A 16,984-nucleotide genomic window follows, 5' to 3' on the forward strand; every position below is an offset into this window, starting at 1 on the left:
GGAATCTACGAGTACCTTGAGCCGAAAACCGACTCAACTGGTCGGAGAATCCGCCGCTCAACGCCTGAGGGTCTGCTCAGCGCAGTAGCTGGGGCTGGCGGCGCTGAGCGGCGAGGCGGACCGGTGCGTTGGCCGCCCCGTAGCCGTCGTAGGTTCCCACGCGCTGGACCATCTCCAGGAACAGGCCGCCGATGCTGGGCGTGTAGAAGTGGATGAACTCGCCCTGCTCGTCCCGGTCGTAGAGCAGGTTCAGCTCCTTGAGCCGGGCAAGGTACTCGGCGTCCAGCCCGAAGCGTGCCTCGAGGTCGGCGTAGTAGTTGTTCGGGATCTTGAGGAAATGCAGCCCTCGGTCATGCGCGTCCTGAGCCAGTCCGATGATGTCGGTGCAGGTCACGGCGATATGCCGGGGCGGCAGCGGAGCGGTGGGGGGTGCAAGGTTCAGCGGCAGGCGCACGGTGCCGTCCGCGGTGCGCATGACCTGGCTGCGCATCAGCCCCTGCGGGCTGGGCACGTTCTCCGGGGCCTGCGCCTCGAGCCCGAGCACGCTGTGGAAGAAGAGCACCGTCTCCTCGAACTCGTGCCAGCGGTAGGAGAGGTTGATGTGGTCCACGGCGTGCGCGGAGTCCAGCGCTGGCTGTCCGCCGTGGAATTCGCTGACCCAGGTGTCCTCTGCCGGTGCGTCATTCCAATAGATCACCGTGCCATCCGGGGCTCCCAGTGCCTTGAGTTCGTGGTCCCCGGCGTAGGTGCGTCGGAACACGATCGGCGCGCCCAGGGCGGCCCCGCGAGCAAGGGCCTGGCCGGCGTCGTCGACCAGCAGTCCGATCGCGGAGAGGTGAGGCTCGGGCTGCTGGCTCTGCTCGTTGAGGATGACCCGGGTGGAGCCCATGGTCCAGAGTCGGACCTGCTTGGTGCGGTGCTTGCCGCGGAAGGTGAAGCCCAGCTGGTTCAGGGTCTCGTCGGCCTGGCCGAGGTCGCTGCCGGTGATCTCCACAAAGTCGACGCTGCGCGGGGCCTGAGCGGCGGGGAGGCGATCGGTGCTCCAGCCGTTGGCCTCCGAGGTGCGGTCGGCCAGCCAGGTCAGGGACCGTCGAGCATGCGCGGCCGTACCGGTGACATCGGTCTGCCGGAAGGTGTCGTTGAAGACCTCCAGTGAAAGCGGTCCGGCGTAGCCGGCCTTGAGCACATGGGTCAGAAAGCTGCTCAGGTCGAAGGAGCCTTCGCCGGGGAACAGGCGATGGTGCCGGCTCCAGGAGAGGACGTCCATGTCGAGCTGGGGCGCATCGGCGAGCTGCAGGAAGAAGATCTTCTCGCCGTCGATGTCCTCGATCGCGGCGGGATCGTGACCGCGCGCCAGGATGTGGAAGCTGTCCAGGCAGGTGCCGAGGTTCGCGCGGTCGGCCAGCTCGACGAGTCTCCACGCGTGCCGGTAGTCGTTGACATAGCGGCCCCAGGCCAGCGCCTCATAGGCGATGCGGATGCCATATCCGGCGGCGAGGTCCGCGAGGGCGCCGAGCTGGGCGGCGGCCACGTCGTCGTCGTCGATGGTTGCGGTCCCGGCGTTGCTGCAGACCAGGATGGTGTCGGCACCCAGCCGGTTCATCAGCTGGAACTTGGCCTCGGCGCGACGCAGGTTCTCCGCGAGCAGCTCCTCGGACACTCCTTCGAAGTCTCGGAAGGGCTGGAAGAGGTCGATGGTCAGCCCCAGGCGCTGGCACAGGGCTCGGATCTCCTCGGGGGATTCATAGGAGACGGTGAGATCCGCGTCCATGATCTCGACTCCGTCGAAGCCAGCATCGGCGCAGGCGTGGAGTTTGTCGGTGAGACTTCCGGAGAGGCAGACAGTCGCGATAGAGGTGCGCATGCTCGCAATGTACCAAACATTACATTCGCGGCCCATGGCTGGTGCGCCCAGACGCGCTTCCGCACCCTCCCAGTCCCAACCCAGCGTTGAGCGGCGGAATTTCCGAGCACTTGGCCCCGAAAACCGCGAGAAATGGTCGGAGAATCCGCCACTCAACGCAGGAAGGGGCCACTCGGTAGGATCGGGCCATGGATCAGGACCAGCATCAGGACTCCGGGCAGCCCACCGCCGCGGTCGCGACGCGCAACGAATTTGTGCGCTCGCTGTCCACCGGGCTCAAGGTGCTGGAATCCTTCTCCGCTGCCGAGCCGAAGCTCACGCTCTCCGAGGTGGCACGGCGCAGCGGCGTCAGTCGCGCCACGGCGCGGCGCATGCTGCTGACCCTGGTGCACGAGGGGTATGCCTACACCGATGGCCGCGTCTTCGAGCTGACGCCGAAGGTGCTCGGCCTGGGACAGGGATATTGGTCGGGGAGGGGCTGGCACGAGCTGCTGCAGCCTTCCCTCGGCGAGCTCTCCGAGCAGCTGGCCGAGTCCTGCTCCGCCGCACTGCTGGTGGGGGATGAGGTGATGTACGTGTGCCGCGTGCACACCCGCCGCATCATGCGCATCGACCTCGCCCTGGGCACCAAGCTTCCCGCCTTCGTGACCTCCATGGGCCGGGTGCTGCTGGCCGAGCTCGACGACGAGGCCCTGCGCCACAGGCTCCAGGCGATGCCCCGCACGGCCTTCACCCGACGCACGGTCACCGATCCGGAGCAGCTGCAGGGCATCATCGCCGGTGTCCGCGCGGACGGGTACGCGGTGGTGGACGAGGAGCTCGAGGAGGGCCTGCGCTCGGTGGCGGTGCCCGTGCGCGACGCCCGCGGATCCATCGTGCTCTCGCTGAACACCTCCATCTCTGCGGGCCGGGAGTCGGCGGCGGAATCGGTGGAGCGCACACTCCCGCATCTGTTGCGCTGCGCCGCGACGGTCGAGGACCTGATTCGGTCCCTGGGCGACGACGTCGGTCGGCTCACCGTGCCGCCGAGCCTGTAGCGACCCCCAGCACCCCTGGAAAAACTCCACTGAGCGGACTATGCTCAGTACACATAGCGCACAAGTGTTTGCATAGCGAACACTCTGCCCCCGGTGGCAGAGGGTGTGCGCCCCACATCGCAGGCGGCACACATCAGAGCCAACACACATCACAGGCAGGGAGACCACATGCAGGACGTCTTCGTCTACAGCGGCGTACGTACACCCTTCGGCAAGGTCGGCGGGGCCCTGGCGGGTCAGCGCCCCGATGACCTGGCCGAGCTGGTCATCTCCACGCTCTTGGAGCAGGCACCCGGGCTCGATCCCGAGAACGCCGGGCAGATCGTCGGCGAGGTGATCTTCGGCAACGCCAACGGCGCCGGCGAGGAGAACCGCAACGTGGCCCGAATGGCCTGGCTGCTGGCCAAGCTTCCGGTGAGCGTTCCCGCCACCACCATCAACCGGCTCTGCGGGTCCTCCCTGGACGCCGCCATCTCTGGCGCCCGGCAGATCGCGCTGGGCGAGGCCGACGTCATCCTGGCCGGGGGCGTGGAGTCCATGTCCCGGGCCCCCTGGGTGCTGCCCAAGACCGAGCGGCCCTTCCCGATGGCGAATCTCCAGCTCGCCAACACCACGCTGGGCTGGCGGCTGGTCAACGAGCGCATGCCCCCGGAGTGGACCATCTCCCTGGGTGAGGCCACCGAACAGCTGCGCGAGAAGTACGGCATCGACCGTGAGCGGCAGGATGCCTTCGCCGCGCGCTCCCACGAGCTGGCCGCCCGGGCCTGGGAGGAAGGCCGCTTCACCGACCTCACCGTGAGCGTGCCCGGAGTCGACCTGGACCGCGACGAGACCATCCGCGCCGGAGTCACCGAAGAGAAGCTCGCCGGACTGCGCACCGTGTTCCGCGCCGAGAACGGCACCGTGACCGCGGGCAACGCTTCCCCGATGAACGACGGCGCCTCCGCGGTCTGGCTCGGCTCCGCCGCCGGAGGTGAGCAGCTCGGGCTCACCCCGAAGGTGCGCATCGCAGGCTGGGCGGCCGCCGCCAATGAACCGCAGTACTTCGGCTACGCCCCGGTGGAAGCCAGCAATAAGGCGCTCAAGCGCGCCGGGATCGGCTGGGGCGAGGTCGGCGCGGTGGAGCTCAACGAAGCCTTCGCCGCCCAGTCCCTGGCCTGCCTGGACGCCTGGGACATCGACCCCGAGATCGTCAACGCCTGGGGCGGCGCGATCGCGATCGGTCACCCCTTGGGCGCCTCCGGGACCCGCGTGCTGGCCACCCTGGCCGAGCGCATGGAAGCCAGCGGAGAGCGCTGGGGTGTGGCGACGCTGTGCATCGGCGTGGGCCAGGGCCTCGCCGTCGTCCTGGAAAACGCCACCAGCCAGACATCCCCCACTAGCTGAGAACTGAAGGATGAACCGATGACCGAATTCGTAGACACGGCCGCCGAGGCCGTCGCAAGCGTGAAGGACGGCTCCACCGTGCTGCTCGGCGGCTTCGGCAACGCCGGGCAGCCCATGGAGCTCATCGACGCGCTCCTGGAGTCCGGGACCACCGGACTCACCGTGGTCAGCAACAACGCAGGACAGGGCGATCGCGGCCTCGCGCTGCTGATCAAGGAGCGCCGCGTGCGCAAGGTGATCTGCTCCTTCCCACGGCAGTCCGACTCCTGGCACTTCGATGAGGCCTACCGCGCCGGGGACATCGAGCTCGAGCTCGTCCCGCAGGGCAACCTCGCCGAACGGCTGCGTGCCGCCGGGGCCGGGATCGGTGCCTTCTTCACGCCGACCGGCTATGGCACCAGCCTCGCCGAAGGCAAGGAGACCCGCGAGATCGAGGGACGCCACTACGTGCTCGAGCATCCGATCCGCGGGGACGTGGCGCTGATCAAGGCGCACACCGCCGACGACGCCGGCAACCTCCTCTACCGCAAGACCGCCAGGAACTTCGGCCCGGTGATGGCCACGGCCGCCGCACACACTGTCGTCCAGGTCCGGCAGCGTGTCCCCGTGGGGTCGATCGACCCGGAGCACGTGGTCACCCCCGGCATCTATGTCGACACGGTCACCGCCCTCGGCGCGGACGCACAGCCGGAGAATCAGCCCCAGGAGGCGAAGCACGCATGAGCACCGAGAACAGCACCAGCACCCTATCCCGCGAGGACCTCGCCCGGCTCGTGGCCGCCGACATCGCCCCCGGCTCCTATGTGAACCTCGGGATCGGGCAGCCCACCAAGGTCTCGGACTACCTCCGCGCCGATCAGCAGGTCACCCTGCACACGGAGAACGGCATGCTGGGCATGGGCCCTGAAGCTCACGGAGAGGACATCGACGAGGAGCTGATCAACGCCGGGAAGATCCCGGTGACCGAGCATCCCGGCGCCAGCTACTTCCACCAGGCCGACTCCTTCGCCATCATGCGCGGGGGACACCTCGATGTCTGCGTGCTCGGCGCCTTCCAGGTCTCCGCGGCAGGAGACCTCGCCAACTGGTCCACCGGGGCTCCCGACGCGATCCCCGCCGTGGGCGGCGCCATGGACCTGGCCATCGGCGCCAAGGAGGTCTTCGTGATGATGTCCCTCTTCGCCAAGGACGGAACGCCGAAGATCGTCGCCGACTGCACCTACCCGCTGACCGGGCTGGCCTGCGTGAGCCGCATCTACACCGACCACGGGGTCTTCCTGATCGAGCAGGGGCAGGACGGCCCGTCGGTCACGCTGCGCGAGGCCCATGGAATGAGCCCGCAGGAGCTCGCGGATCGACTCGACTTCCCACTCACCCTGCCTGCGGAGAACAGCTGGAGACCTGCACCCACGCAACGAGGCTGAATCTGCTGGTATAGTTGACAGCTGTGCCCAGGCGAGGGGGCGACGTCGGCGGATCAGCTTCCGCAGACTTCAGCCCCGTGATCGACGAGGCGAACTGCAGGACTTCATATCCGCCGCTCAGCGCGCGGAGAGCCTGGAATTCACTTGTCGTTGGCCTGGATCAATACGAATCCAACCAACGAAGGACTAATACCATGGCTGACAAGATCGTCATTCCCGCGACCAAGCGCACCGAATTCGGCAAGGGCGCAGCCCGCAAGGCCCGTCGTGATGACCTCATCCCCGCAGTGGTCTACGGCCACGGCGAAGAGCCCATCCACGTGACGCTCCCGGGACACCAGACTCACCTTGCAGTGCGTAACCCCAACGTGCTGATCACCCTGGACATCGAGGGCACCGAGCAGCTGGTGATCCCCAAGGCCATCCAGCGCGCGATCATCAAGCGCAACATCGACCACATGGACCTGCTCACCGTGCGCCGCGGCGAGAAGGTCGTCGTCGACGTCTACGTCGAGGTCACCGGCGAGCCCGCCGTCGGCTTCGAGTGGATCCTCGAGCAGGCCACCGTCTCCGTCGAGGCCGAGGCGACCCACCTGCCCGAGCACGTCATCGTGGACATCACCGACCGCGACGAGAACGCCCTCCCGGAGCACATCCAGCTGCCCGACGGCGTGACCCTGGCGCTCTCCGACATGGAGTCCCCGATCGTCTCCATCCACGAGCCCGCCGAGCAGGACCTGGGCGACGAGGAAGAGACCACCGAGGGTGAGGACGCCGACGACGAGACCACCGAGGGTGAGTCCGAAGGCGAGTCCGAGGAGAACTCCGAGGGCAACGAGTCCTGATCGGCTCGACGCACAACCTCCACTAGGCTCGAAGCATGGCTTCGCAGACGTGGATGATAGCGGGACTCGGGAACCCCGGGTCCCGCTATCGTCATACCCGGCACAATATCGGGCACATGGTGCTCGACGAACTCCTCGACCGCATGGACGCGAAGTACTCGCGCACCAAGCTCGGAGCCAAGGCCGTCGCGGCCCGGCTGGGCCCGGGCGGACCGAAGGTCGTCTTCGCGATCTCCGAGGGATATATGAACGTCTCGGGCAAACCGGTGCGCGGGCTGATGGACTACTTCTCGGTGCCCACCGAGAACCTGATCGTGGTCCACGACGAGGTTGACCTCGACTTCGGCCGGGCCAAGCTCAAGCGCGGCGGGTCCGAAGGCGGACACAACGGGCTCAAATCGATCACCACCCACCTGGGCGGGGACCGAGACTACCTGCGGGTCCGTGCGGGCGTGGGCCGGCCCCCCGGCCAGATGGACACCGCGGACTACGTGCTGCAGAAGTTCAGCGCCGCCGAGGAGAAGGAGCTTCCGCTGTTCATCGGACGGCTGGCAGATGCCGTGGAGACCCTGGTCGCCGATGGGCTCACGGCGGCCCAGAACGCGGTGCACTGAGAGGTGCTGCCGCGCCCTGGGCCGACGGTGACCAGAAGCGCATCGGCTGGAGGTGATCAGCCCCGGCCGGAGATCCAGGCGCTGACCTCGCGGGCCTGAAGATCCACGAACTTGCGCATGTACGGCTCGGCGGCGGCCTTGATCTTCTTGCCGATCAGCGGGATGTTCACGTTGACCTCACCGCGGACGGTGGAGAGCGTCTCCTGCTCTCCGCGGGCATGCAGGTTCTGCGCCGAGCTCGCCGACACCGGAGCCGAGGAGATCTTCACCTCGGTGTCCGCGCGGCGAGAGCCGCTTGCGTCCGGCGCGCCCCAGGCGTGGGTCACGTGCACGCTGACCTCGCCCTTGATGACCTTCTTCGCGATGTCCGGAAGCTTGTCCGCCGCCATCGACTGCTCGGTGACGATCTCGAAGGCGCCGTCCAGCGGTCCGTTGACCTCGAAGCTAAGCAGCTTTGCGCCGACCTTCTTGGACAGGTGTTCGTTGAAGTCGCGATCGGCATAGGCCTCGATGATGTCCTGCGCGCTGTGCGGGATCACGAGTTCGGTTTCAAGTGCCACGGGCAATCTCCTTCAGGTAGGTCAAGAGCTGTCTCGCGGTTGTTACCGCGAGATCAGCCACGCAACGTTCCCATTGTAAAGTTGCCCCGGTGACCCTCATGACTATTCTTCTGCTCCTGGGCGGGTTCGTCCTGCTCGTCGCCGGCGGCGAGGCGCTCGTCCGCGGCGCCTCCTCGCTCGGCAAAACCGTGGGGCTCTCCTCGCTGATCATCGGGCTCACCGTAGTCTCCTCGGCGACCTCTGCCCCTGAGCTGGCAGTCAGCGCCGGTGCCGCGCTGAGCGGCTCCCCAGGGCTTGCGGTCGGCAACGTCGTCGGCAGCAACATCGCCAACATCCTGCTGGTGATGGGCCTGACGGCGGTCTTCGGCGCGCTGATGGTCAAGGTTCAGCTGATCAAGGCCGACATCCCGATCATGATCGGGCTCTCGGTCATTGCCCTGCTGATGTCACTGGACGGCACCATCAGCACCCTGGAAGGCTCCACGCTGCTGGGCCTGCTGCTGGTCTACCTCGTGGTCACCATCGTCCTGGCCCGCCGGCAGACTCAGCGGGAGAAGAACGAGCCGACACCCGAGGGCGACGACGCCGCTCCCAGCGCCAGCCGCGCTGCTCCCGGCGCCACCCCTGCTGTCAGCGACGGCGCGAGCCCTGCTCCCGCCGACGGCGCGAGCGCCGCTCCCGCGGCCAGCGACACACCTGCCGAGAAGCGCTCGGCACGCGCGGGGGATTCCGTGAAGCCGACCCGGCCGGTGCGGACCTCGAAGCGCCGCTCCACGCTGATCGATCTGGTGCTGCTCGTCGTCGGCATCGCGCTGCTGGTCGCCGGTGCGCAGATGCTGGTGAGCGCCTCGACCACGATCGCGCAGGCGCTGGGCGTCAGCGACCTGATCATCGGACTCACCATCGTGGCCATCGGTACCTCACTGCCGGAACTGGCCACCAGCGTCATCGCCGCCCTGCGCGGCGAGCGGGACATGGCGGTGGGCAACCTGGTCGGCAGCAACATCTTCAACATCGGAGCCGTGCTCGGGCTGACCGCGGTCATCGCCCCCGGCGGCATCGACGTGGACCCTGCCGCAGTGAACTTCGACCTGCCGGTGATGATCGCCACGGCGCTGGTGCTGCTGCCGCTGGCCTTCACCGCCGCGGCGATCGGACGCTGGGAGGGGATTCTGCTCGTGCTGCTCTACGGCGCCTACGTCACCTACCTGGTCCTCGACGCCTCCACCCATGCGGCGCTGGAACCCTTCAGCGCCGCGATGCTGTGGTTCGTGCTGCCGATCACCGCGCTCTGGATCGCAGCCCTGGTGGGCTACGAGGTCGGAGTGCTGCGGAGTCGCCGGGCGGCCCGAGCCCAGGGACATGACGCCGCGCCCGCCGGGCAGCACCCACCCGGCCCCTCGTAGGACACCACCCGCGCCGTCCCTTGAACGGAACAACGAGTATCCTGTATGAGGCCGACTCTGCGGGCCCTCCCACCCCATAAAAAATCTGCTCCTGCATCGATCTGTAGGCGAAACGAGGCGTCACTCTCCCATGGCTCTTTCCGGTCTGCGCGCGGCCCTGACGGCGAACCCCTCCTATAAACGGGTGGCCTCCGCCGCCGCACACCCTGCCGCGGAGCGCACCGAGGAGCTGCAGATTTCCTCCACCACCGGTCTGCGCCCCGCGCTGATCGCCGAGATCTCCGCCAAGCTGCGCGGCACCAGCGCCACCGGCACCCTGCTGGCCGTCACGGCCACCGACCGCGAAGCAGATGAGCTGGCCACCTCGCTGGAGGCCTACGCCCCTGAGGCCGCCGTGGCGCATTTCCCGTCCTGGGAGACGCTGCCGCATGAACGGCTCTCGCCGCGCTCGGACACGGTCGGGCGGCGCCTCGGGGTGCTGCGACGGCTCGCGCATCCGGAGCAGACCGGGGGAGCGCTCGACGTCGTCGTCGCTCCGGTCCGTGCCGTGGTCCAGCCGCTGGTCGCGGGGCTCGGCGAGCTGGCCCCGGTCCGGCTGAAGGTCGGGGAGTTCGCCGACTTCGATCAGACCGTGGCGGAGCTGGCCGACGCCGCCTACTCCCGCGTGGACATGGTCACCCGGCGCGGAGAGTTCGCCGTCCGCGGCGGCATCCTCGACGTGTTCGCCCCCACGGACCCACACCCGGTGCGCATCGAGTTCTTCGGCGACGAGGTCGAGCAGATGCGCTGGTTCGCCGTGGCCGACCAGCGGTCCCTGGACACCGAGTCCACCGAACACCCCGACGTCCTCGACGCCGCCCCCTGCCGCGAGCTGCTGATCACCGACGCCGTGAAGGCCCGCGCCAAGGAGCTCATCTCGCAGATGCCGCATGCCGCGGACCTGCTCACCAAGCTTGCCGAGGGCATCGCCGCCGAGGGCATGGAGTCCCTCGCCCCGGTGCTGGTCCCGGAGATGGTCAGCTTCGTCTCCCAGCTGCCCGCCGGCTCGCTGACCGTGGTGATCGAACCCGAGAAGACCCGTGGCCGCGCCCATGACCTGGCCGCCACCAATGAAGAGTTCCTGGCCGCCGCCTGGTCTGCAGCCCCCGACGGCGCCGCCGCCCCGCTGGACGTCAGCGGCGCGCAGATCGGCAGCGAGCAGCAGGGCCTCTCCGCCGGCGCCTTCGCGAGCCTGGCTGAGACCCGCGAAGCCTCGATCGCCCACGGCGCCGGGTGGTGGTCGATGACCTCGCTGGGCCTGGACGAGGAGCTCGAGCAGGACGCCGACATCGTCTCCATCGACTCCCGCGAGCCCATCGGCTACCGCGGCAGCGTCGAGGACGTGATGACCTTCCTCGCCGAGCGCGCCAAGGCGAACTGGACCGTGGTGGTCACCACTGCCGCGGCCGGTTCTGCCCAGCGCGTCTTCGAGCTGCTCACCGAACACGAGGTCCCCTGCGTCCGGGTGGACACCCTCGAGGAGGCCCCGAGCTCGGGCCGGATCACCATCTCCACGGCCAATGTCTCCGAGGGCTTCGCCGTGGACCCGCTGCAGCTGGCGCTGCTGACCGAGTCCGAGATGCTCGGCCGGTCCATCCGCCAGGACTCCGGCTCCGCCCGGAAGGTGCCGGCCCGGCGTCGTCGTCATGTGGTGGACCCGCTCGCGCTCAAGCCCGGGGACTATGTGGTCCACGAGCAGCACGGCATCGGCCAGTTCGTGGAGCTCATCCAGCGCAAGGTCGGCTCCCCGCAGGCGATCAAGGCCGGCACCGCCGGGATCCGCGAGTACCTGGTGCTGGAATACGCGGCCTCCAAGCGCGGCGGCGCCAAGGACCGGCTGATGGTGCCCACCGACCAGCTCGACCAGGTCTCGCAGTACGTGGGCGGGGAGGCGCCGTCGCTGTCCAAGATGGGCGGCAGCGACTGGTCGCAGACCAAGCGCAAGGCCAAGAAGGCCGTCAAGGAGATCGCCGGCGAGCTGATCAGGCTCTACGCGGCACGCATGGCCTCCCGCGGGCACGCCTTCGGCCCCGACACACCCTGGCAGGGCGAGCTCGAGGACGCCTTCCCCTACGCCGAGACCCCGGACCAGCTCACCGCCAGCGACGAGGTCAAGGCGGACATGCAGCGCGAGATCCCGATGGACCGGCTGATCTCCGGTGACGTGGGCTACGGCAAGACCGAGATTGCGATCCGCGCCGCGTTCAAGGCGGTCCAGGACGGCAAGCAGGTCGCCGTGCTCGTGCCCACCACGCTGCTGGTCTCCCAGCACTACGAGACCTTCACGGAGCGCTACGCCGGATTTCCGGTCCGTGTGGCCCCGCTGTCCCGGTTCCAGACCGCGAAGGAGTCCAAGGAGAACCTCGCCGGACTGCGCGAGGGAAGCATCGACATCGTCATCGGCACCCACCGGCTGCTCTCCAAAGAGGTGGACTTCAAGGACCTGGGCCTGGTGATCATCGACGAGGAGCAGCGCTTCGGCGTCGAGCACAAGGAACAGCTCAAGAAGATGCGCACCAATGTGGACGTGCTGGCGATGTCCGCCACGCCCATCCCGCGCACCCTGGAGATGTCCATGGCCGGGATCCGGGAGACCTCCACGCTGGCCACCCCGCCCGAGGAGCGCCACCCGGTGCTCACCTATGTGGGGCCCTATACCGATAAGCAGGTCTCCGCCGCGATCCGCCGCGAGCTCATGCGCGAGGGCCAGGTGTTCTTCGTGCACAACCGGGTGTCCTCGATCGACGCCACCGCCGCACGGGTCCGGGAGCTGGTCCCGGAGGCGCGTGTGGAGGTCGCACACGGTCAGATGAGCGAGTCCCGGCTGGAGCAGATCATCCAGGACTTCTGGGAGAAGCGCTTCGACGTGCTGGTCTCCACCACGATCATCGAGACCGGCCTGGACATCTCCAACGCCAACACGCTCATCGTGGACCGCGCCTCCACCTACGGGCTCTCTCAGCTGCACCAGCTGCGCGGACGCGTGGGCCGTTCCCGGGAACGCGCCTACGCCTACTTCCTCTACCCGGCGGAGAAGCCGCTGGGCGAGGTGGCGCTGGAACGGCTGCGCGCCGTGGCCGCGAACAACGAGCTCGGTGCCGGCCTGCAGCTGGCCATGAAGGACCTCGAGATCCGCGGCGCCGGCAACATGCTCGGCGGCGAGCAGTCGGGGCATATCGCCGGGGTCGGCTTCGACCTCTACCTGCGTCTGGTCGGTGAGGCGGTCGCGGACTACCGCGGCGACGAGGAGGAGACCTTCACCGAGGTCAAGATCGAGCTGCCCATCAACGCTCACCTGCCGCACGACTACGTGCCCGGCGAGCGGCTGCGCCTGGAGGGCTACCGCAAGCTGGCCGCCGCCGACGCGGAGGAGAAGATCGCCGAGGTCGTCACCGAGTGGCAGGACCGCTATGGGGATCTGCCGGATCCGGTGACCAACCTGATCGAGGTGGCCAGGTTCCGCAACCGCGCGCGGGCGGCCGGGATCCACGACGTCGGCACCCAGGGCAAGTTCATCCGCTTCGGCCCCGTGGCGGAGCTCGCCGAGTCCAAGACCATGCGCATGGAACGGATGTATCCGGGCAGCCAGCACAAGGTCTCGATGAAGCAGGTGCTGATCCCGAAGCCCAAGACCAGCGGGATCACCGGGGCGGAGCTCACCGACGGAGAGCTGCTGGCCTGGTTGAATCAGGTCTTCGAGGCGATCTTCCCGCCAGTCTGAGGCGCCTTCTGGTGCCGGGGCGCCGCGAGGGCGAGCCCGTTGAGCGGGAGCTTCAGCGGCGTCCGGTTCACCAGCACGCCGATGCCCCAGCAGATCAGCAGCGCCGTCGCGGTGCGCAGCGGCGGGTTCTCCAGCTCGACCAGGCGCAGCAGCAGGTAGAGCACCAGGGCATGCAGGAAGACCACCAGTGTGGCCGTGCGCACCAGTTCCGAGATGACGACGCCGACGCCGCGCCCCCAACGGGAGGGTGCGGTGCGCCCCTGGCTCGCGCCGCCGAGCAGGGCATGCACGGTGGTGGAGAAGATCAGCACCAGCCCGATGCTGATCAGCAGGGCCAATGCGGGGGAGAGCAGGAAGGTGCCGAAGCCTGACCACTTGAAGTTCATGGTCTGCGCCCCGGCGACCACACCGCCGAAGCCCACCGCCGCGCAGGCCAGCCCGATCCAGGGCTTCGCAGGGAGGTTATGGCCGCGCGGAGTGCGCATGAAGCGGCCGAACCAGTGGCCGGCGAGCATGAACGCCATGCAGGCCGGCGCCAGGCCGATGCCCAGCGGGGTGTAGGCCATCGCGGAGTCCGGCAGCTCGACCAGAGTCAGCCCACCCAGGCCCACCAGCACCCCGACCCACCAGGGCGCCGCCAGCACCACGCGCAGCAGCAGCGCGGCGAAGAAGAGCACCGAGATGAACCAGAACGCCAGGAACGGCATGTCGGTCTCGGCCCCGCCGATCAGCGCACCGGGGATCGTGCCGGGCTCGAACGGCCACGGGCTGGGCTCCATGGCAAGCACGGCGACGCTGAGCAGCACCAGCCAGATCGCATAGGGCAGCGCGAGGGAGCGTCCGCGGACGCGGAGCTCAGCGCTGAAGCTGCGCGAGGTGGAGAAGAAGAATCCTGCGAGGAAGAAGAACAGCGGCATCCGCACGATCTGCAGGTAGGCCTCGCCCGGCATCCCTGGCCAGGCGTGACCGATGACCACTGCGGCGACCGAGATCACGCGCAGCAGGTCTATGCCGAGATTCCGGCTGCCGGAGACACGGGGAGCCGGAGAGGTCATGACAGCAGGTCAGTCCCGCATGCTCAGCGGACGTGCGGCTCCGCAGCCGACTCACGCGAGGAGGTGGCGCGCGATGCCATGGCATCCAGCGGCTCGCCGTGCTCGCCGTGGAGGTCCTGCTGCTCCAGGGAGTCGGAGCGACCGATGACCTCCTTGGCGACGAAGAATGCACCGCCGTAGAGGCCGATGAAGAACAGGCCGGGGATCCAGACCTGGTCCAGGTCCCAGAAGTTCAACGCGACGATGGAGCCCACGAGCATCAAGAAGACGATGAGGAATCCTGCGAAGTTCCCTACGAAGTTGCCCTGGCCCGAGTAGGCCTTGACCTTGCCGTTGCTGATCATGTGCTCCCCTTAGGATGCGATGCGGACTGCGCCAGAGGTCTTCTCAGTAACTCTCGGCAGCACCGGATGTGCTGGAATCTCTGTGTCCCACGATATCAAGAGAGGAGCTCGCTCCGATCCGTGTGGCGCCGGCGGCGACCATGGCTGCGGCGTCGTCATAGCTGCGCACGCCGCCGGAGGCCTTGATGCCGAGCCGGCCACCGACGAGGGCATGCATCACCTTGATGTCGGCCAGTGTGGCTCCTCCGCCGGCGAACCCGGTGGAGGTCTTCACGAAATCGGCCCCGGCGGTCTCCGCGGCCCGGCAGACCAGTTCCTTTGCGGCCTCGGTGAGCAGCGCGGTCTCCAGGATCACCTTGAGGATGGCCCCGCCTGCATGGGCGGCATCGGCCAGGGCGCGGATCTGCGCCTCGACATACTCCTTGTCCCCGGCATTGGCGGCGGCGATGTCCACGACCATGTCGACCTCTTCGGCGCCGAGCTCCACGGCCTCCACCGTTTCGGCCAGCTTCGAGGCTGTGGTGGTGGCGCCCAGCGGAAAGCCGACCACCGTGCAGGTCTTCACCGGGCTGCCGGCGAGCTCGGCGGCGACCACCGACACCCAGCGTGGGTTGATGCACACGGCCGCGAAGGAGTGTGCCTTGGCCTCGGTGACGATGCGGCGGATGGTGGCCTCGTCGGTGTCCGGCTTCAGCGCGGTGTGATCGATCAGCGGTGCCATCTCGGCCGGGGACAGGGTCTGGGTCATGGTGGTGTTCCTCAAAGTCGGGGGTCGGGATCTCGTCGGGGGACTGAGAAGCGCTCAGCTGAGCATGGTCTCCATGGACTTGCGCAGCTCATCGAGGCGGTGCGCAGCCTTGGCGCGAGCCTCGGTGATGACCTCTGCGGCGGCGTCGACCCCGGGGGTCTCGGCCACGGCCTCGAGGTAACACTTGACCTTGGGCTCGGTCCCGGAGGGGCGCACGATCACCCGATCGCCGGCTTCGGTGAGGTAGATCAGCGCGTCGGTCGTGGTGGCCTCGTTCAGCTCGGTGCCGGGCAGCGGGTCCTGTGTGAGGTCCAGCGACTCGACCACCGGGGAGCCTGCGATCTCGGTGGGAGCCTCGGCGCGCAGCGCGGCGGTGACCTTGCCGAGTTCGGAGAGGTCACTGACCCGGATGGTGACCTGGCCGGTGACGAAGACCCCGGCCTCGGCCGCGATCTCATCCAGCGCGTCGATCAGGCTGATGCCGCGGGACTTCAGCGAGGCCGCCATCTCCGCGAAGATCAGCGCCGCGGAGACGCCGTCCTTGTCCTTCACATGGGCGGGATCCACGTTGAAGCCGATGGCCTCCTCGTAGCCGAAGCTCATGTTCTGCACCCGCGCGAGCCACTTGAACCCGGTCAGCGTGGCGGCATGTCCGACGCCGCGCACCTGGCACAGGCGTTCCAGCAGCCGGGAGGAGACGATGGAGTTCGCCAACACGGGGGCCGCGTCGGGAGCCTCGGTGCTCTCCGGGGTGGGGGAGTTCAGCACCTGTGGGCGCAGCGGGCCGCGCTCGAGCAGGTGGCGTCCCAGCAGGGCTCCGATCTCATCGCCGGAGAGCTGACGCCAGTTCTCCGTGCGCTCGTCATAGACGGCGGCGGAGAGGCGGTCGGCGTCGGGATCATTGGCCAGGACGATGTCCGCGGCCTCGGACTCGGCGGTCTTCAGCGCCAGGTCCAGGGCGCCGGGCTCCTCCGGGTTGGGGAAGGCGGCGGTGGGGAAGTCCGGGTCGGGCTTGTGCTGTTCGGTCACCGGGGTCAGCGTGAAGCCGGCGGCGCGCAGCAGGGAGGCCACCATCTCGCCGCCCACACCATGCATCGCGGTGTAGACCACGTGCAGGTCACGCTGCGGGTAGGTCTCGGTGTCCAGCAGCTCCAGCGCCTCGGCCTCGTAGCTGCGGCGCGCCTCATCGGTGACCTGGTGCACGGGTGCGGTCTGTCCTGCGGCGCCCCGATCGCTGCCCGCGGCGCCGTCGGAGGCTTCCGCGGAGGCGTCCTTAGTGGCGTCGGACTCCACCAGCTCGGCGATCCGCGCGGCGATCTCGCGGTCCACCGGGGGGACGATCTGCGCGCCGACACCGAGACCGTCAGGTTCCAGGAAGCGGGAGAGCTCGCCGCCGAGGTAGACCTTATAGCCGTTGTCCTGCGGGGGATTGTGGCTGGCGGTGACCATGACGCCGATCTCGGCGTCGAGCACCAGCACCTGGCGGGCGAGCAGCGGGGTCGGGCCGGGGCGATCGAAGAGATGGACCTCCCAGCCGGCGGCGGAGAAGATCTCGGCCGTGTCGGCCGCGAACTCGTCGGACTGGTGGCGGGCGTCGAAGCCGATCACGATCTTACGAGCGGTCTGCAGCGCGTCCTGCGGGTTGTCCACGTTCTTGCGCGCCTCGGCGAGCTTCTCCTCGGCGTAGCTGAGCATCCCGGCTGCGGTCTGCCGGACCACGAGTCGGTTCATCCGCAGTGGTCCTGCCCCGAGCTCGGCGCGGAGTCCGGCGGTGCCGAAGGCCAGGCGGCCCGCGAAGCGACGCTCCAGCTCCTGGTGCGCGTCGGCGTCGGAGTTCTCTGCGCGCTGCAGCAGGTCCTGCAGCGTGGCGCGGGTGGCGGCGTCGGGGTCGGCGTTGATCCAGCGGCGGACTTCGCCGAACAGCTTCTCGGTCATGATGCT

The 16,984-nt window shown here is 68.4% G+C and carries 14 protein-coding genes; 8 read left to right on the forward strand and 6 right to left on the reverse strand.

The window, feature by feature from the left end; all coding sequences use genetic code 11:
- Positions 1–76: 76 nt before the first annotated feature.
- Positions 77–1,864: a sugar phosphate isomerase/epimerase and 4-hydroxyphenylpyruvate domain-containing protein gene (locus H4W26_RS12980; protein ID WP_192592613.1), complete on the reverse strand. Its 1,788-nt coding sequence runs from the start codon at positions 1,862–1,864 to the stop codon at positions 77–79.
- A 188-nt stretch (positions 1,865–2,052) separates the two neighbouring features.
- Here H4W26_RS12980 and H4W26_RS12985 point away from each other — a divergent pair, with 188 nt between their 5' ends.
- From H4W26_RS12985 to pth, 6 genes are all read left to right on the forward strand, one after another.
- The gene (locus H4W26_RS12985) at positions 2,053–2,901 is read left to right on the forward strand and encodes an IclR family transcriptional regulator domain-containing protein (protein ID WP_192592614.1); all 849 of its coding nucleotides are present in this window, start codon (positions 2,053–2,055) and stop codon (positions 2,899–2,901) included.
- 168 nt (positions 2,902–3,069) lie between these two features.
- Positions 3,070–4,287 carry a thiolase family protein gene (locus H4W26_RS12990; protein ID WP_192592615.1) on the forward strand — a complete coding sequence of 406 codons (1,218 nt, stop codon included), beginning with the start codon at positions 3,070–3,072 and terminating at the stop codon, positions 4,285–4,287.
- Positions 4,288–4,305: 18 nt separating this feature from the next.
- Complete coding sequence (locus H4W26_RS12995; protein ID WP_192592616.1) at positions 4,306–5,010, forward strand: 3-oxoacid CoA-transferase subunit A; 705 nt, start codon at positions 4,306–4,308, stop codon at positions 5,008–5,010.
- Positions 5,007–5,711, forward strand: coding sequence for a 3-oxoacid CoA-transferase subunit B (locus H4W26_RS13000; protein ID WP_192592617.1), 705 nt, complete (start codon positions 5,007–5,009; stop codon positions 5,709–5,711). Before H4W26_RS12995 ends, H4W26_RS13000 begins: the two co-directional genes overlap by 4 nt.
- A 194-nt stretch (positions 5,712–5,905) precedes the next feature.
- Positions 5,906–6,556 carry a 50S ribosomal protein L25/general stress protein Ctc gene (locus H4W26_RS13005; protein ID WP_192592618.1) on the forward strand — a complete coding sequence of 217 codons (651 nt, stop codon included), beginning with the start codon at positions 5,906–5,908 and terminating at the stop codon, positions 6,554–6,556.
- 35 nt (positions 6,557–6,591) lie between these two features.
- The gene (gene pth / locus H4W26_RS13010; RefSeq protein ID WP_192592619.1) at positions 6,592–7,170 is read left to right on the forward strand and encodes an aminoacyl-tRNA hydrolase; all 579 of its coding nucleotides are present in this window, start codon (positions 6,592–6,594) and stop codon (positions 7,168–7,170) included.
- Between the two features lie 56 nt (positions 7,171–7,226).
- Here the strand turns inward: pth and H4W26_RS13015 are convergent, their stop codons facing one another.
- Entirely contained in the window at positions 7,227–7,730 is a 504-nt protein-coding gene (locus H4W26_RS13015) for a DUF2505 domain-containing protein (protein ID WP_192592620.1), read from the reverse strand.
- Positions 7,731–7,828: 98 nt separating this feature from the next.
- Between H4W26_RS13015 and H4W26_RS13020 the strand changes: the two genes are divergently transcribed.
- Both H4W26_RS13020 and mfd read left to right on the forward strand, forming a co-directional pair.
- Positions 7,829–9,136: a calcium/sodium antiporter gene (locus H4W26_RS13020; protein ID WP_225940137.1), complete on the forward strand. Its 1,308-nt coding sequence runs from the start codon at positions 7,829–7,831 to the stop codon at positions 9,134–9,136.
- A gap of 130 nt (positions 9,137–9,266) precedes the next feature.
- Positions 9,267–12,896 (forward strand): transcription-repair coupling factor, encoded by a 3,630-nt coding sequence (gene mfd / locus H4W26_RS13025; RefSeq protein ID WP_192592622.1) that lies wholly within the window; start codon positions 9,267–9,269, stop codon positions 12,894–12,896.
- On the opposite strand, the gene H4W26_RS13030 is transcribed toward mfd, so the two are convergent.
- Genes H4W26_RS13030 through H4W26_RS13045 form a run of 4 tightly spaced genes read right to left on the reverse strand, consistent with a single transcriptional unit; the run spans position 12,863 to position 16,978 of the window.
- On the reverse strand, positions 12,863–13,951 hold the full coding sequence (locus H4W26_RS13030) for an acyltransferase family protein (protein ID WP_192592623.1): 1,089 nt from the start codon (positions 13,949–13,951) through the stop codon (positions 12,863–12,865). The genes mfd and H4W26_RS13030 overlap by 34 nt on opposite strands.
- 23 nt (positions 13,952–13,974) lie before the next feature.
- Positions 13,975–14,295, reverse strand: coding sequence for a hypothetical protein (locus tag H4W26_RS13035; RefSeq protein ID WP_192592624.1), 321 nt, complete (start codon positions 14,293–14,295; stop codon positions 13,975–13,977).
- Positions 14,296–14,338: 43 nt separating this feature from the next.
- Positions 14,339–15,043 carry a deoxyribose-phosphate aldolase gene (gene deoC / locus H4W26_RS13040; protein WP_192592625.1) on the reverse strand — a complete coding sequence of 235 codons (705 nt, stop codon included), beginning with the start codon at positions 15,041–15,043 and terminating at the stop codon, positions 14,339–14,341.
- A 54-nt stretch (positions 15,044–15,097) separates the two neighbouring features.
- Positions 15,098–16,978 carry a phospho-sugar mutase gene (locus H4W26_RS13045; protein WP_225940027.1) on the reverse strand — a complete coding sequence of 627 codons (1,881 nt, stop codon included), beginning with the start codon at positions 16,976–16,978 and terminating at the stop codon, positions 15,098–15,100.
- Between the last annotated feature and the right edge of the window lie 6 nt (positions 16,979–16,984).

Origin of the sequence: Nesterenkonia halotolerans (genome assembly GCF_014874065.1) — a bacterium.
GTDB classification, from domain to species: Bacteria; Actinomycetota; Actinomycetes; order Actinomycetales; family Micrococcaceae; genus Nesterenkonia; species Nesterenkonia halotolerans.

What these genes read in the sequence shown, in the direction of transcription:
- deoC (WP_192592625.1), bottom strand. Translation starts at nt 15,043, where the DNA reads ATGACCCAGACCCTGTCCCCGGCCGAGATGGCACCGCTGATCGATCAC.
- H4W26_RS13000 (WP_192592617.1), top strand. Translation starts at nt 5,007, where the DNA reads ATGAGCACCGAGAACAGCACCAGCACCCTATCCCGCGAGGACCTCGCC.
- H4W26_RS13045 (WP_225940027.1), bottom strand. Translation starts at nt 16,978, where the DNA reads ATGACCGAGAAGCTGTTCGGCGAAGTCCGCCGCTGGATCAACGCCGAC.
- H4W26_RS12980 (WP_192592613.1), bottom strand. Translation starts at nt 1,864, where the DNA reads ATGCGCACCTCTATCGCGACTGTCTGCCTCTCCGGAAGTCTCACCGAC.
- H4W26_RS12985 (WP_192592614.1), top strand. Translation starts at nt 2,053, where the DNA reads ATGGATCAGGACCAGCATCAGGACTCCGGGCAGCCCACCGCCGCGGTC.
- mfd (WP_192592622.1), top strand. Translation starts at nt 9,267, where the DNA reads ATGGCTCTTTCCGGTCTGCGCGCGGCCCTGACGGCGAACCCCTCCTAT.
- H4W26_RS12990 (WP_192592615.1), top strand. Translation starts at nt 3,070, where the DNA reads ATGCAGGACGTCTTCGTCTACAGCGGCGTACGTACACCCTTCGGCAAG.
- H4W26_RS12995 (WP_192592616.1), top strand. Translation starts at nt 4,306, where the DNA reads ATGACCGAATTCGTAGACACGGCCGCCGAGGCCGTCGCAAGCGTGAAG.
- H4W26_RS13030 (WP_192592623.1), bottom strand. Translation starts at nt 13,951, where the DNA reads ATGACCTCTCCGGCTCCCCGTGTCTCCGGCAGCCGGAATCTCGGCATA.
- H4W26_RS13005 (WP_192592618.1), top strand. Translation starts at nt 5,906, where the DNA reads ATGGCTGACAAGATCGTCATTCCCGCGACCAAGCGCACCGAATTCGGC.
- pth (WP_192592619.1), top strand. Translation starts at nt 6,592, where the DNA reads ATGGCTTCGCAGACGTGGATGATAGCGGGACTCGGGAACCCCGGGTCC.
- H4W26_RS13020 (WP_225940137.1), top strand. Translation starts at nt 7,829, where the DNA reads ATGACTATTCTTCTGCTCCTGGGCGGGTTCGTCCTGCTCGTCGCCGGC.
- H4W26_RS13035 (WP_192592624.1), bottom strand. Translation starts at nt 14,295, where the DNA reads ATGATCAGCAACGGCAAGGTCAAGGCCTACTCGGGCCAGGGCAACTTC.